Source organism: Streptomyces sp. NPDC037389, assembly GCF_040636475.1.
Taxonomy (GTDB): domain Bacteria; phylum Actinomycetota; class Actinomycetes; order Streptomycetales; family Streptomycetaceae; genus Streptomyces; species Streptomyces hesseae.
On sequence record NZ_JBEZUS010000009.1, the window covers coordinates 215,199 to 228,137 of the forward strand.

General features: G+C 70.5%; 9 protein-coding genes. 1 reads left to right on the plus strand and 8 read right to left on the minus strand.

Features of this window, described 5'->3' with window-relative positions; genetic code table 11:
* Positions 1-52: 52 nt before the first annotated feature.
* From AB0E98_RS21605 to hemA, 6 genes are all read right to left on the minus strand, one after another.
* Complete coding sequence (locus tag AB0E98_RS21605) at positions 53-1,651, minus strand: ABC transporter substrate-binding protein (protein WP_361704948.1); 1,599 nt, start codon at positions 1,649-1,651, stop codon at positions 53-55.
* 81 nt (positions 1,652-1,732) lie between these two features.
* Positions 1,733-2,956 (minus strand): MFS transporter, encoded by a 1,224-nt coding sequence (locus AB0E98_RS21610; protein ID WP_361705283.1) that lies wholly within the window; start codon positions 2,954-2,956, stop codon positions 1,733-1,735.
* A 1-nt stretch (position 2,957) separates the two neighbouring features.
* Complete coding sequence (locus tag AB0E98_RS21615) at positions 2,958-4,187, minus strand: ATP-grasp domain-containing protein (RefSeq protein ID WP_361704951.1); 1,230 nt, start codon at positions 4,185-4,187, stop codon at positions 2,958-2,960.
* Positions 4,184-5,143 carry a 3-oxoacyl-[acyl-carrier-protein] synthase III C-terminal domain-containing protein gene (locus tag AB0E98_RS21620; RefSeq protein ID WP_361704954.1) on the minus strand — a complete coding sequence of 320 codons (960 nt, stop codon included), beginning with the start codon at positions 5,141-5,143 and terminating at the stop codon, positions 4,184-4,186. The genes AB0E98_RS21615 and AB0E98_RS21620 overlap by 4 nt, the downstream gene beginning before the upstream one ends.
* Positions 5,144-5,146: 3 nt before the next feature.
* Positions 5,147-5,989, minus strand: coding sequence for a TauD/TfdA family dioxygenase (locus AB0E98_RS21625; protein WP_361704957.1), 843 nt, complete (start codon positions 5,987-5,989; stop codon positions 5,147-5,149).
* Positions 5,990-5,999: 10 nt separating this feature from the next.
* Entirely contained in the window at positions 6,000-7,163 is a 1,164-nt protein-coding gene (gene hemA / locus AB0E98_RS21630) for a 5-aminolevulinate synthase (RefSeq protein WP_361704960.1), read from the minus strand.
* Positions 7,164-7,545: 382 nt separating this feature from the next.
* Here hemA and AB0E98_RS21635 point away from each other — a divergent pair, with 382 nt between their 5' ends.
* On the plus strand, positions 7,546-8,571 hold the full coding sequence (locus AB0E98_RS21635; protein ID WP_361704962.1) for a helix-turn-helix transcriptional regulator: 1,026 nt from the start codon (positions 7,546-7,548) through the stop codon (positions 8,569-8,571).
* Positions 8,572-8,632: 61 nt separating this feature from the next.
* Here AB0E98_RS21635 and typA read toward each other — a convergent pair whose 3' ends face one another.
* Together typA and AB0E98_RS21645 are read right to left on the minus strand one after the other, a co-directional pair.
* Positions 8,633-10,537, minus strand: coding sequence for a translational GTPase TypA (gene typA / locus AB0E98_RS21640; protein ID WP_361704965.1), 1,905 nt, complete (start codon positions 10,535-10,537; stop codon positions 8,633-8,635).
* A 187-nt stretch (positions 10,538-10,724) separates the two neighbouring features.
* A complete protein-coding gene (locus tag AB0E98_RS21645) occupies positions 10,725-12,896 on the minus strand; it encodes an ABC transporter family substrate-binding protein (RefSeq protein ID WP_361704968.1) in 2,172 nt (723 codons plus the stop codon).
* Between the last annotated feature and the right edge of the window lie 43 nt (positions 12,897-12,939).

The following is a 12,939-nucleotide window of genomic DNA, read 5'->3' on the forward strand; positions in this document are numbered from 1 at the left end:
CCTTAGAAACGGCGTCGGAAACGACGTCGAGAACGACGCCGGAAACGGCGTCTTAGCGACGGGTGGTGGCGGCCGGGGTGACGTCGGCGAGGATGGGCTCCCCGCCCACGGGGTTGACGACCACGCCGCTGACCTTCGACGAGTGGAGCGTCGATCCCTTGACGTACCAGACGGGCATGGCGGGCATGTCCTCGGCGACCAGGTCCTCGGCCTTCTGGTAGAAGGCGATGGCCTCGTCCTGGTTCGCGGCCCGGTTCCCCTGGGCGACGAGCTCGTCGAAGCGGGGGTCGGTCCAGCCGGTGACGGCGGTCGAACCGTTCTTGCCGTAGAGCGGGTTGAGGAAGTTCTCCATGCTCGGGTAGTCGGAGTTCCAGCCGCTGCGGAACATCCCGGTCATGCTATTGGTGTGGATCTTGTCCACGTACTGCGAATACGGCAGATCGGCCTTGACCACGTAGTCGATGCCCAGGTTCTTCTTGAGCTGCTCGCCGAGCGCGGCCATCCACACCTGGTGGTCGGCGCCGGAGTTGGTCCACAGCTCCAGCTTGCCGCCCTGCCAGCCGCCCGCCTCCGCCAGCAGCTTCCGCGCCCGCTCGGGGTCGTACACGCAGTAGCCGCAGGAGTTCCGGGCGCCGGGGAAGACCGGGGAGACGAAGCCCTCCGCCGGCACGTGCGCGCCCTGGTAGAGGTCGTCGACGAGGGCCTTGCGGTCGACGGCCATGGACAGCGCCTGGCGCACCCGCTTGTCCTTGAAGCGCGCGTCGTAGGTGGGGAAGGCGATCCGCTGGAGGGAGGCCATGGGCACCTCGATGAGGCCGTCCGCGTGCTTCTGGCGGGCGTCGCGCAGCTTGTCGCCGGGCAGCAGCTTGCGGATCACGTCGAGCTCACCGCGCTCGAAGGCGGCGTAGCCGTCCGAGACATTCTCCATCAGCTTGAACGTGATGCGCTTGGACTTGCCCTTGGGGCCCTTGTAGCCGTCGAAGCGGACGGTCCGGATGACCTTGTTGTGCTCCCACGACTCCATCCGGTAGGGGCCGTTGCCGATCGGCTTCTCGTCGCAGGCCTTGACGTCGGCCAGGCACGCCTTGGCGAGCGGGTGGAAGCCGATGTAGCCGAGCATCGTCCGGAAGCCGCTGTAGGGCTGGGAGAGGGTGACCGTGAACGTCCGGCGGTCGGTCTTCTTCAGGCCGGAGAGGCTCTTCGCCTTGCCCTGCTGGAGGTCGGGGTAGCCCTGGATGCTGCGGAAGAAGTCGTTGTTGGCCTGCTGGTTGGGGCCGTAGGCGGTGTAGTTCCAGGCCCTGATGTAGGCGTCGGCATCGACCGGCTCGCCGTTGTGGAAGGTCAGGCCCTTCTTGAGCTTGACGGTCCAGACCTTCTGGTCGGCGGACGGAGTGATGGATTCCGCCTGGACGTTCACCGGCTGGAGAGTCTTGGGGTCGTAGCGCACCAGCCCGCTGTAGAGCACCGAGTCGACGATGAGGCTCTCGCTCTGGTCGACGTTGCCGGGCATCAGATGGCCCGGCTCCTCGGCGAAGACGCGCAGCTCCCCGCCGCCCGGACCGGTGGCGCCGGCGGGCGCGGTGGTGCTCACGAGGGCGCATGCGGTGGCCGCGCAGACGGCCAGTCGGGCGAGCGTGGATCTGGTCGGCATCAGTAATCCCTGGCGATAGCGATGGAGTGGGGGGGTGAAGTGGGGGGCAAGTGGGGGGTGGAAAAAATGGGGGGCACGGGCTCAGCCCACGGCCACCCGGGGCCGGAAGCGCGCGGCCACCCAGACGCCGCACACGGCGAAGACCAGCATGATCGCGGCCACCCCGGCATAGCCGGTGCCGAGCGAGATCTTCGCCGCCCGGCCCACGGCCGGCATCAGCAGCACGGAACCCAGACCGATGGCCAGCAGCCGCAGCGAGGCCATCTTGGCCTTGTCCCCCTCGCCCGCATGCTGCTGAAGCGAAGCCAGCAGCCATACGAGGCTGTTGAGGTTGGCGAAGCCGCCCAGAAGAAAGGCCAGGAAGTGCACGGCCGGGGTTCCGCTGGTGGACAGCAGCAGCGCGATCGCCGCCTGCGCCGCCAGCCAGAACGGCAGCAGCTTCTGTTTCGCGGTGCGGGAGGTGAAGAAGGAGGCGGTGACCATGCCCACGCCGAAGGTGGCCTCCAGCGCGGAGACGTACCAGCTCCTGCCCTCGTAGAAGCGGTCGACCAGCGGGACGACCAGGGTGCTCATGCTGTTGGCGAAGAGGAAGTCGGCGGCGCAGGTCACCACCATGGCGAAGACGACGGCCTCGCCCTGGTAGCGGCGGAACATCTGCCCCCAGTCCCCCAGCATGCCCGTCAGCGCGGCGCGCAGCAGGGCCGGGGACAGCGGCTGGGTGTTCTCCGCCTTCTCCAGCCGGACGCCCGAGGCCACCTTGGCGCACAGGGCGGAGGCGACCACGCTCACCAGCAGCGCCCTGGCGGGCGTGCCGAAGGCGAGGACGACGCCGAGCAGTGCCATCCCGATCACCACACCGACCTGGAAGGCCATGCCGGTGACGGCGTTGAACCGCACCGCCAGGCTCCGGTCGATGTGGTGCGCCGTGAACTTGAACAGCGCGGCACGCTCGATGTTGTCGAAGACGGCCAGCAGGACGGCCGCCGCCATGATGAACGGCACCGGGTCGCCGACGGGCGCGGCGGCGAAGCCCGCGATGGCCAGTACGCAGACGGCCTTGCCGAGGGCCGCCGTCACATAGACCCGGGTGGAGCGCAGCGCGTCCACGACCGGCCCGCAGAAGGGCAGGACGCAGATCGCGCCGATCCCCTGCGAGGCCAGGACGGTCACGAACGCTCCGGTGCTGCCGGTGAGTTCGAAGAGGAGCTGGCCGAGCGCGAGGATGTTCAGGCCGAAGCCGAGGCTGGACATCAGGATCGCGCCGAGCATGCGGCGTGCCCTCGGGTCCTGCCAGACGGTTCTCATCTCATCCACCGGCCTTGGCGGTTCCACCGGCCTTGGCAGGTCCACCGGCCTTGGCGGGCTCGACGCGGATCGACCGGACGCACTCCCGCAGGAACGCCCCGAGCTCCTCCGGGTCTTCGTGCGACGCCTCGATGAAGACGGGCACCAGCCACTCGTGGTATGTGACGTGGTCGGGCAGCGGCCGTTCGCGGTCGAGGACGTACAGCGCGTCCACGGCGGGGTGGTCCCGCAGCTCCGGGGGCACGTGGATGGTGTGGCCCGGGGCGGGGTCGAGGTGGTGGCCGGGGACGGCCAGCCAGCCGTGGTGGCGGCCGCTGGGCTCGGCGGGGGCCGGCCGTTCCAGGCCCAGCCGGATGGCGATCTCGTGGGAGGGCAGGTGCACCCCCGTGTGGCGCAGATGGGCGTCCACGACACCGGCGCCGCCCATGCGGTTGGCGACCTCCAGGAAGACGAGCTCGCCCTCCTCGGTCTCGAAGAGTTCCAGGTGGAGGGTGCCGGCCTCGATCTCCAGCGCCTTCACCACGCGCTCGGCGAAGTCCCGGTAGCGGCCGTGGCGGTCGGGGACCTGGTGGGAGGCCAGTGGCGCGCCGCCCAGGTAGTCGACGGGCTTGTTGACGTACCGGCTGACGGCGAGCTCGACGAGCGCGCCGCCGCTCACCAGGCCGTCGGCGTGGAGGATCGCGCCGTCGATGTACTCCTCCAGTTGGAAGTCCGGCCGGTTGTCCAGCTTCCAGTAGGCGGTCAGCGCCTCGCGGGCGGTGTCGTGGACGGTGACGCCCTCGCTGGAGGCGCCCTGCCGCGGCTTGATGACGGTCCGGCCCGTCCAGGGCAGGGCGTCGCAGTGCGCGGGGGCGGCCTCGAAGCGGGGGTAGCGGATGCCGGAGTCGGCCAGGGCCCGCTTCATGCTGACCTTGTCGCGGACCCGTTCGAGGTGCTCCAGAGAGGGGCCGTCCAGGCCGAGGTGGCGGCGGATGTGCCAGGACTCCAGCATGCCGAACTCGGAGAGGGACAGCATCCCTTCGTAGCCGTCGGCCCGGGAGACGCGGGCGGTGACGCCCGCCACCAGCTCCTCGCCGTCGGCGAGCTCGATCCGCCGGCAGCGCAGGTCCGCGGGGAGGTCCGCCATGCGCTCGGGGTGCCCGATGTAGGTGACCTCGTGCCGTTCGTGGTCGAGGCCGAGATGGTAGGAAATCTTGCGGTACGGGACCTGGTGGATAACCAGAATCTTCATGCGTGAAACTCCAAGGCCGTGATCCCCCAGCTGAAGCCCATGGCGCTGCTGGCCAGCAGCACCAGGTCGCCGCGCGCCAGCTTCTTGTCCGTGAGCAGGCCCTGGAGGGCGATCAGGGTGTCGGCTCCGCCCATGTGGCCCAGCCGGTGGTAGTTGAAGACGCTCTTCTCTCGCGGCAGGCCGATGGTCTCCAGCAGCCGCTCGTGCATGTCCTTGTCGCCGTGATTGATCAGGAAGTAGGCGACGTCCTTCAGCTCCTTGCCCAGGGCGTCGAGGGTCTCGTCGACGAGCGCGCCGAAGTTCTCGACGTAGGCGTCGGCGAGGCCCGCGCGGTGCGGGGCCCGCCGGATGACGACCCGGTTCTCCCGGTGCTCGCCGTAGTAGTAGTCCGACCAGGAGGGGTCGGTACGCATCGCCGAGTGGAGCAGGGAGAAGGACAGGTCGCCGCCGGAGAGGAGCACGGCGGCCGCAGCGTCCCCGAAGTTGAACAGCGCCTTCGAGCCGGGGTCGGTGTGGTCGACCATGCGGCTGAGCCGGTCCCCGATGAGCACCAGGGTGTATCCGGTCCGGCCCAGTTCGATGGCGTCGGTCGCGATCCGCAGCGCGGTCATGCCGGCGTTGCAGAAGTTGGCGACCTCGAAGGCGTGCGCCCCCTCGATGCCGAGCGCGTCGGCCACCCGGGCCGCCGGCGACCAGAACGGCTTGTCCCAGTCGCCGGAGCCCGCGTAGATGACCTGCCCGATGTCGGCGGGGCGGACGGCGGTGCGGGCCAGTACGGCCCGCGCCGCCTCGGCCGCGAGTTCCCACGCCTGCTCCCGCTCGCCGAGGACGGGAAAGCCCTCGCCGTGGGTGATCCGGCGGATGCTGTCCTCGGGCACGCCCGAGGAGGCGGACATCTCCCGTACGCCCAGGTACGACGCGGGGAAGCGGACGTCGAAGTCGACTATGCCGCCCACGGCTCACTCACCCGCGTCGATGCTGACCCGGTGGACGGTCCGGGAGACGCCCGGCTCGACGGCGGTGGCCTGGTGGAAGGTCGTCCTGGTCTTCCACACCACGAGGTCCTTCGGGGTCCAGCGGTGGGTGTAGACATGGTCCTCGTCGGCGAGCAGCTCGTCGACGAGCGAGAAGAACTCCTCGTTCTCGTTGTGGTCGAAGCCCAGCACCGAGTCCATGTACTCGCGGGAGCCGTAGAGGTACGGCCGCCCGGTGAACGGGTCGGTGGGCACCAGCGGGTGCTCCACCTTGGGGTGCTCGATGTCGATGAGCGCGCGGAACTCGGCGACCGACAGGCCGACGTGCTCGGGGCGGATGCGCAGCCGCTTGCCGACGGTGTGGACGCCGGTGCGCCCGGCGAGCTTGTCCTTCCACTCCTGGGGCAGCCGGTCGTAGACGTCCAGCGCGCTGGCGTAGAGGGTGTGCCCGCTGGTCTGGGGCACGTTGACACCGTGGAGCATCGTGTAAGGCGCCGGGTCCGCGACGAAGGTGGAGTCCTGGTGCCAGAAGTTGCCGACGCGGGCGACGCCCAGCGGCTTCTCGTTCTTGACCTCGTTGGACGAGATCATGATCTCGGGGTACTCGGGGTGGCGGTACTTCTGGATGACGAACGGCACCGGCCGGCCGAGTCGCGCGGCCAGGGAGATCTGCTGCTCGGGGGTGATGTCCAGCTCGCGTACGACTACGAGCTCATGGCGGTGGAGCCGGTCCACGAGCTCCTGGAACACCTCGGGACGGGTCAGGTCCTCGTAGGTGACGCCGGTGAACTCGGCGCCGATGAACGGGGTGATCTCACGGATCTTCACGGTGTCTCTCTCAGTCCTCTGCCAGGCACTGCTTCAGCGCGCCGACGAATCGATCGATCTGCTCATGGGTGCGGTAGGGCGGAGCGGTGACGCGGAAGCGCTCGCCACCCCGGGGCACCGAGGGGAAGTTGATGGGCTGGACGTAGATCCCGAACTCCGCGAAGAGGCGCTGGGAGATCCGCCGGACGCGGTCGCTGCCCGGGACCATCACGGGCACCAGGTGGCTCTCGGCGTCGATGAAGTCGATGTTCTCGGCCCGCAGCCGGGCCTTGAGGTACTCCGCGTTGGCCATCAGGTCGCGGCGCAGGTCGTTACCGGTCTGGACGAGTTCCAGGCCCCGGAGGGTGGCGTCCATGCCGGCCTTGGGCAGCGCGGTGGTGAAGATGAAGCCGGGGGCGGTGGAGCGTACGTAGTCCATCGCGACGTCGGGGCCCACGACATAGCCGCCGACGGTGCCGATGGCCTTGCCGAACACGCCCTGGATGAAGGTGGCCCGGTGGTCGCCGAGCTGCTCGGAGAGCCCGGCGCCGGTGGCGCCCATGATGCCGATGGCGTGGGTCTCGTCGAGGAACGTCAGCGCGTTGTGGCGCTCGGCCAGGTCGAGGATTTCCGTCAGGGGCGAGCAGTCGCCGTCCATGGAGTACACGGACTCGAAGACGATCAGCTTCGGGCGGTCGTGGCCGTAGGCGGCGAGGGCCGTCTCCAGCGCCTCGACGTCGTTGTGGGGGAAGACGACCTTCTCGCAGCCGCTGCGGACGATGCCCTCGATCAGCGAGCGGTGGTTGAGGGCGTCCGAGAAGACGACCAGGTCCGGGACCGCCGCGATCAGGGTGCTCAGCGTCTCGAAGTTGGCCACGTAGCCGCTGGAGAAGATGAGGGCGCGCTCCTTGCCGTGCCAGTCGGCCAGCCTGGCCTCCAGCTCGACGTGGGTGGAGCTGGTGCCGGCGATGTTGCGCGAGCCGCCGTTGCCGGTGCCGTGGAGGGCGGTCGACTCGGACTGGATCTTGATGAGGTCCTGGTGCTGGCTCATACCGAGGTAGTCATTGCTGCACCAGACCTGCACCCGGCGCCCGTGGTGGAGCGTCTGACCGGGGTCTTCGGCGAGATGGCCGCACGGAATGAATTCCCGGTAGAGGCCGTCGCTCTTCAGCTGGTCTATCTTACGTCGATACACATCGAATACCACGCCGGATTCCATGGCGCGCACAGCCGTCGTCACTTCTTTGTCTCCGATTTCGTCAGCGGTTTACGGACCCGGGGATTCCGCCCGTCAGCCCCAGGCCGAATCGCCCGGAACTGCCGGGGCCGGCGCGGGCTGCGTGGCCTGAGCGGCCTCTCCCGCCGCCACCGGTTCCGTGGCCCCGCCCGTCGGAGCCATCGCGCCAAGTCCCACCACAAGAGCGACCGTGAACGCGCCAATAAATTTCCGCAAAGAATTCGTGAGCCGCATGGCCCCCGTCCCCCTATTCACCGGCGGGGCGTGATCGCCCTCGCTTCGATAAATCGATCCTGCCCAGGAACCGAATCGGAAGACAGCCGTCACTGGCATCATGATCATGCAATTGAGGAACCTGAAGGGGGAGCAGATGTGCACAAAGGGGAGTAATCCCGGTGTAGTCGACCTCGTCGAGGTGTGCCCGGCGGGCCTGGACGCCTATCGGCAGGCCCTGGAGGAGGGCGGGATCGAGGGCGAGGTGCCCGGATGTCTCACCACTCTGGGGCTGCTCAAACCCGTGCCCGGTGCAGTCGGCCGGTTCCTGCCCGTGGCCCCGGACGTCGCGGCGGCCGCGCTGGCCCGCCCCGTCGAGCAGGGCCTCGTGGAGCACCAGCAGGCCCTGACCGCCATCCGGGCCTCGGTCGCCACCGCGGAGGCCGTCCACCGCGCCGCGCGGCCCTGCGGGCACCAGTCGGTCCGGCTGCTCCAGGGGAAGGAGGCGATCAGCGCCGCCCTGGAGCGGGCGGTGGGCGCCTGCCGCGAGGAGATGCTCACGGCCCAGCCCGGCGGCGGCCGGGCGCCGGAACTGCTGGAAGAGGCGCTCCCCCGCGACCTGGGGCTCAGCGAGCGCGGCGTACGGCAGCGGACGCTGTACCAGCACACCGTGCGCAGCCACGGCCCCACCCTCGCCTACATCGAGCGGCTGTCGGCGGCGGGCGCCGAACTGCGCACCCTCAACGAGGTCTTCGACCGGGTGATCGTCTGCGACCGGACGATCGCCTTCATCCCCGATCACCGCTACGAGCGGAGCGGCGCGGCCCTGGCCGTCGAGCATCCGGGGATCATCCGCTTCCTGGTCACCGCCTTCGAGAACGCCTGGGCCCGCGCCGAGCCCATCGTCTACACGCCCAGCCACCAGCGCCCGCAGCTGCTCACCAACGAGACCCGCAGGACGGTCCTGAGCCTGATGGTCAGCGGGTACACCGACGACGCCATCGCCGGCCGCCTGGGCCTGAGCACCCGCACGGTGGCCACCCACATCAAGAAGACCGCCGAGGCCCTGGGCAGCCGCAGCCGGGCGCAGCTCGCCTATCTCGTGGCGCGCTCGGGGCTGTTGGAGGAGGACGAGCCGCCGGTGTCCGGATAGGCCGACGGCCCGGTCCCCCGCGGTGTGCGGGGGCCGGGCCGTCGGTGGGGGCTGCGGGGCGTCAGCGCTTGGCGCGGGAAGCCGTGCGGCCGCGCTCCTTCTGGTCCAGGACGACCTTGCGGATGCGGACGGCCTCCGGGGTCACCTCGACGCACTCGTCGTCGCGGCAGAACTCCAGGGACTGCTCCAGCGACAGCTTGCGCGGCGGGACGATCGCCTCGAAGGAGTCGGCGGAGGAGGAGCGCATGTTGGTGAGCTTCTTCTCCTTGGTGATGTTGACGTCCATGTCGTCGGCGCGGGAGTTCTCGCCGACGATCATGCCCTCGTAGACCTCGGTGCCCGGGTCGGTGAAGAGGACGCCGCGCTCCTGGAGGTTCGTCATCGCGAAGGCGGTGACGGCACCGGCGCGGTCGGCGACCAGCGAACCGTTGTTACGGGTCTGGAGGTTGCCGAACCACGGCTCGTGGCCCTCGTGGATGGAGTGGGCGATACCGGTGCCACGGGTGTTCGTCAGGAACTCCGTACGGAAGCCGATCAGGCCGCGGGACGGGACGACGAACTCCATGCGGACCCAGCCGGAGCCGTGGTTGGACATGTTGTCCATCCGGCCCTTGCGGGTGCCCATGAGCTGGGTGACGGCGCCCATGTGCTCCTCGGGCACGTCGACCGTGAGGCGCTCGACGGGCTCGTGGGTCTTGCCGTCGACCTCCTTGGTGACGACCTGCGGCTTGCCGATGGTCATCTCGAAGCCCTCGCGGCGCATCTGCTCGACCAGGATGGCCAGCGCCAGCTCACCGCGGCCCTGCACCTCCCAGGCGTCGGGGCGCTCGGTGTCCAGGACGCGCAGCGAGACGTTACCGACCAGCTCGCGGTCCAGACGGTCCTTGACCTGGCGGGCGGTGACCTTGCGGTCCTTGACGGCCGCCTTGGCGTCCGCGCCCTTGCCGGTGCCGCCACGGCCGACCAGCGGGGAGGTGTTGGTGCCGATGGTCATGGAGATCGCCGGCTCGTCGACCGTGATCAGGGGCAGCGCGACCGGGTTCTCCGGGTCGGCCAGGGTCTCACCGATCATGATCTCGGGGATACCGGCGACGGCGCAGATGTCACCGGGGCCCGCCACCTCGGCCGGCTTGCGGGTGAGCGCCTCGGTCATCATCAGCTCGGTGATACGGACGTTCTGCATCGAGCCGTCGCGCTTGATCCAGGCCACGGTCTGACCCTTGCGCAGCTCGCCCTGCTCGACGCGGAGCAGCGCGATACGGCCGAGGAAGTTGTCGGCGTCGAGGTTGGTGACGTGCGCCTGGAGCGGCGCGTCCTCCTCGAACGTCGGGGCCGGGACGTGCTCCAGGATGGTGGAGAAGAACGGCTCCAGGCTCTCGCTGTCCGCCGGGACGGTGCCGTCCTCCGGCTTGGTCAGCGAGGCGATGCCGTCACGGCCGCAGGCGTAGACGATCGGGAACTCGATCTGGTCCTCGTCGGCGTCCAGGTCGAGGAAGAGGTCGTAGGTCTCGTTGACGACCTCGTCGATGCGGGAGTCCGGGCGGTCCGTCTTGTTGATGCAGAGGATGACCGGCTTCCGCTGCTGGAGCGCCTTGCGGAGCACGAAGCGGGTCTGCGGCAGCGGGCCCTCGGAGGCGTCGACGAGCAGGACGACCGCGTCGACCATCGACAGACCGCGCTCGACCTCGCCACCGAAGTCGGCGTGGCCGGGGGTGTCGATGATGTTGATCGTGATCGGGGCCCCGCCGTCCTTGGGGTGATACTTCACCGCCGTGTTCTTGGCGAGGATCGTGATGCCCTTCTCACGCTCCAGGTCGTTCGAGTCCATGACGCGGTCGTCGACGGACTCGAGCTGGTGGGCGGCGAAGGCGCCGGCCTGCTTGAGCATGGCGTCGACGATGGTCGTCTTGCCGTGGTCGACGTGGGCGACGATGGCGACGTTACGAATGTCGTGGCGCGTGGGCATACTGGCGGCGCTTCTCCCGGAATCGTGGATGGCGGCGCGTACGGTCCGGTACGCGTGCCTTGCCGGGCAGATCACGCCACGGCCTCACTCCATGGTACGGGGCGCCGCCGCGATTGGCTTTCCGGGACCAGGGTCAGCCCACCTGACCTGCGATTTTATATGCCACAGACAGGGGGCCGGGGCCTCCTCACCGCTCGAAGCCGATGTCCTGGTAGCGCGGACTGGCCAGCCCGAAGGCGCCGGCGTTCACCACGGTCCTGCGGACCCCCACCAGCTCCGGCCGCTGGTACAGCGGCAGCGATGCCGCCACCGCCCAGATCCGCGCGTCCACCCGGCCCACCAGATCACGCGCGGTGTCGGCGTCGAGTTCCGTCGAGGCCTGGTCGAAGAGACGGTCGATCTGGTCGGTGCCGACGCGGGTGTAGTTCTGCTCGACGACCAGGGAGCCGTCGGCCGCGGGCTGGGGCTTGGCGAAGACGGGGCGGGCCTCGGTGGCCGGGAAGGGGCCGGTGGGCCAGCCGTAGAGGGCCAGGTCGAAGTCGCCGGAGGCGATGTGGTCCTTGAAGAAGCCGCCGTCGTCGACGGCGACGAGCTCCGTGCGGACCCCGATGGCGTCGAGCTGGCGGGCGATCCGCTCGCCCACGGCCCGCAGCGGCTCGGCGCCACTGCCCTTGGGGAGGAGGAGGCGCAGGACGAGCTTCTTGCCGTCCTTGAAGCGGGCGGGGGCGGCCCCGGCCTTGCCCCCGTTGTCGTACGCGGCGCCGTGGCCGGCCTTGCCGTCGGCGACGGCGCCCGCGTTGCTCTGGTCGTCACCGCCGCCGCCGTCGCCGTCGTCCTCGTCCCCGTCGTCGCCCTTCCCGTTGCCCGCGCCGGGCATGCCGCCGCCGTCGGCCTTCTTCGCGGGGCCGGCGCCGTGCCCCTCCTTCCAGCCCGCGTCGGTGAGGAGGGCCATGGCGGCGTGGGGGTCGACGGAGCCGACGGCGTCGCTGTTGTCCTCGTAGCCCGGCTGCCCGGCCACCAGGAGGTGGCTGCCGAGCGGCGCGGCGGGCAGGCCCAGCGGGGTCAGGACGTACTCGGCGAGGGCCTTGCGGTCGACGGCCCGGGCGATGGCGCGGCGGACGCGCTCGTCCGCGAGCGGGCCGGAGGCGGCGTTGAGGGCGAGCTGGGTGTAGGCGGGCTCCAGGGACTTGCGGACGACCAGGCCGCGCAGGGCGGTCACGTCGGCGGCGGCGGGCTTGTTCGCCCCGTCCAGCCGGGAGCCGTCGGGGCGGGCCCGGCCGCCCGGCGCGGAGGGGCTGCCGACGACGGAGGGGTGGCCCGCCGGCGGGGTCACGGGCGAGCGGCTCCCGGTGAGCCCCGGCGAGTGGCCGTCCTTGTCGGACTTCTCCTTCGGCGCGGCGGTGACCTTCATGATGCGTTCGGCGGCGGCCGGGGTGAGCTCGGCGAGGTCGGCCCTGCCACTCGCCAGCGCCTCCACGCGCTGCTCGCGCGGCACGGCCCGGAGCACCAGCTTCTCCAGCCGGGCCGGGTCGCCCCACCAGCGGGGGTTGCGGGCGAGGGTGAGCGTGCCCTGTTTGTCGTCCCGGGCCGCGACCTGGAAGGGCCCCGCGGCCTGGGGCGCCTCCTTGCGGAGGGAGTCGTTGAAGGCGCCGCCGCCGGCCATGACCGACTTCGGGTAGAGGGGGGTGAAGAGCGCGGGCCAGTCGGCGAGGCTCTTGGCGAAGGTGACCTTGACCTCGCGGTCGTTCGCGCCGCGCTCGACGCGGTCGATGCGGTCGTAGCCGGCGTTGTGGGCCGCCCAGAAGGCGCTGTCCTTGCCGCGCAGGGCCTTCCACTGGGCCTCGAAGTCGGCGGCGGTGATCGCGTTGCCGTCGCCCCAGACGGCCTTGGGGTTGAGCTTGTAGACGACGACCTGGCGGGGGCGGCGCTGGGTGACGGCGGCGGAGACCAGGTAGTCCGGGTCCCGCTGCGGGCGGCCCCGCTCGTCGAGGGTGAAGAGGGTGGGCAGCACCGCCCCGGCGACCCGCTGGGTGGCCGCGTCCGCGTCGGCCTGGAAGGCGTTGTAGGTGGCGGGCAGCGCGTCGACGGCCCAGGTCAGGGTGGACCGGTCGGCGACCTTGGCGCGGGGGACGGCCGCGATGTCCCGGGGGGCGGGCGGGCCGGCGTCGTCCTCCTCCTCACCGCCGCCGGAGCAGCCCGCGAGCAGCGGCAGGGGCAGCAGCACGGCGGCCGCGAGCAGGACGGCCCCTCTGCGCGGACGGCCGGGACGAGGCGCACGACGGGAGCGGTCGGCGGAAGGGGCGGTACCGGGCCCGGGCGGGGGCGACGGCGGGGACGACATGGGTGCCACGCGTGGCATGGGTGCTCCCTCCGCCGGACCGGTCCGGGATCGTTCGCGGCCG

Bases quoted from the DNA above. Each gene is read 5' to 3' on its own strand.
- AB0E98_RS21605 (WP_361704948.1), bottom strand. From the start codon at position 1,651: ATGCCGACCAGATCCACGCTCGCCCGACTGGCCGTCTGCGCGGCCACC.
- AB0E98_RS21610 (WP_361705283.1), bottom strand. From the start codon at position 2,956: ATGAGAACCGTCTGGCAGGACCCGAGGGCACGCCGCATGCTCGGCGCG.
- AB0E98_RS21615 (WP_361704951.1), bottom strand. From the start codon at position 4,187: ATGAAGATTCTGGTTATCCACCAGGTCCCGTACCGCAAGATTTCCTAC.
- AB0E98_RS21635 (WP_361704962.1), top strand. From the start codon at position 7,546: ATGCAATTGAGGAACCTGAAGGGGGAGCAGATGTGCACAAAGGGGAGT.
- typA (WP_361704965.1), bottom strand. From the start codon at position 10,537: ATGCCCACGCGCCACGACATTCGTAACGTCGCCATCGTCGCCCACGTC.
- AB0E98_RS21645 (WP_361704968.1), bottom strand. From the start codon at position 12,896: ATGCCACGCGTGGCACCCATGTCGTCCCCGCCGTCGCCCCCGCCCGGG.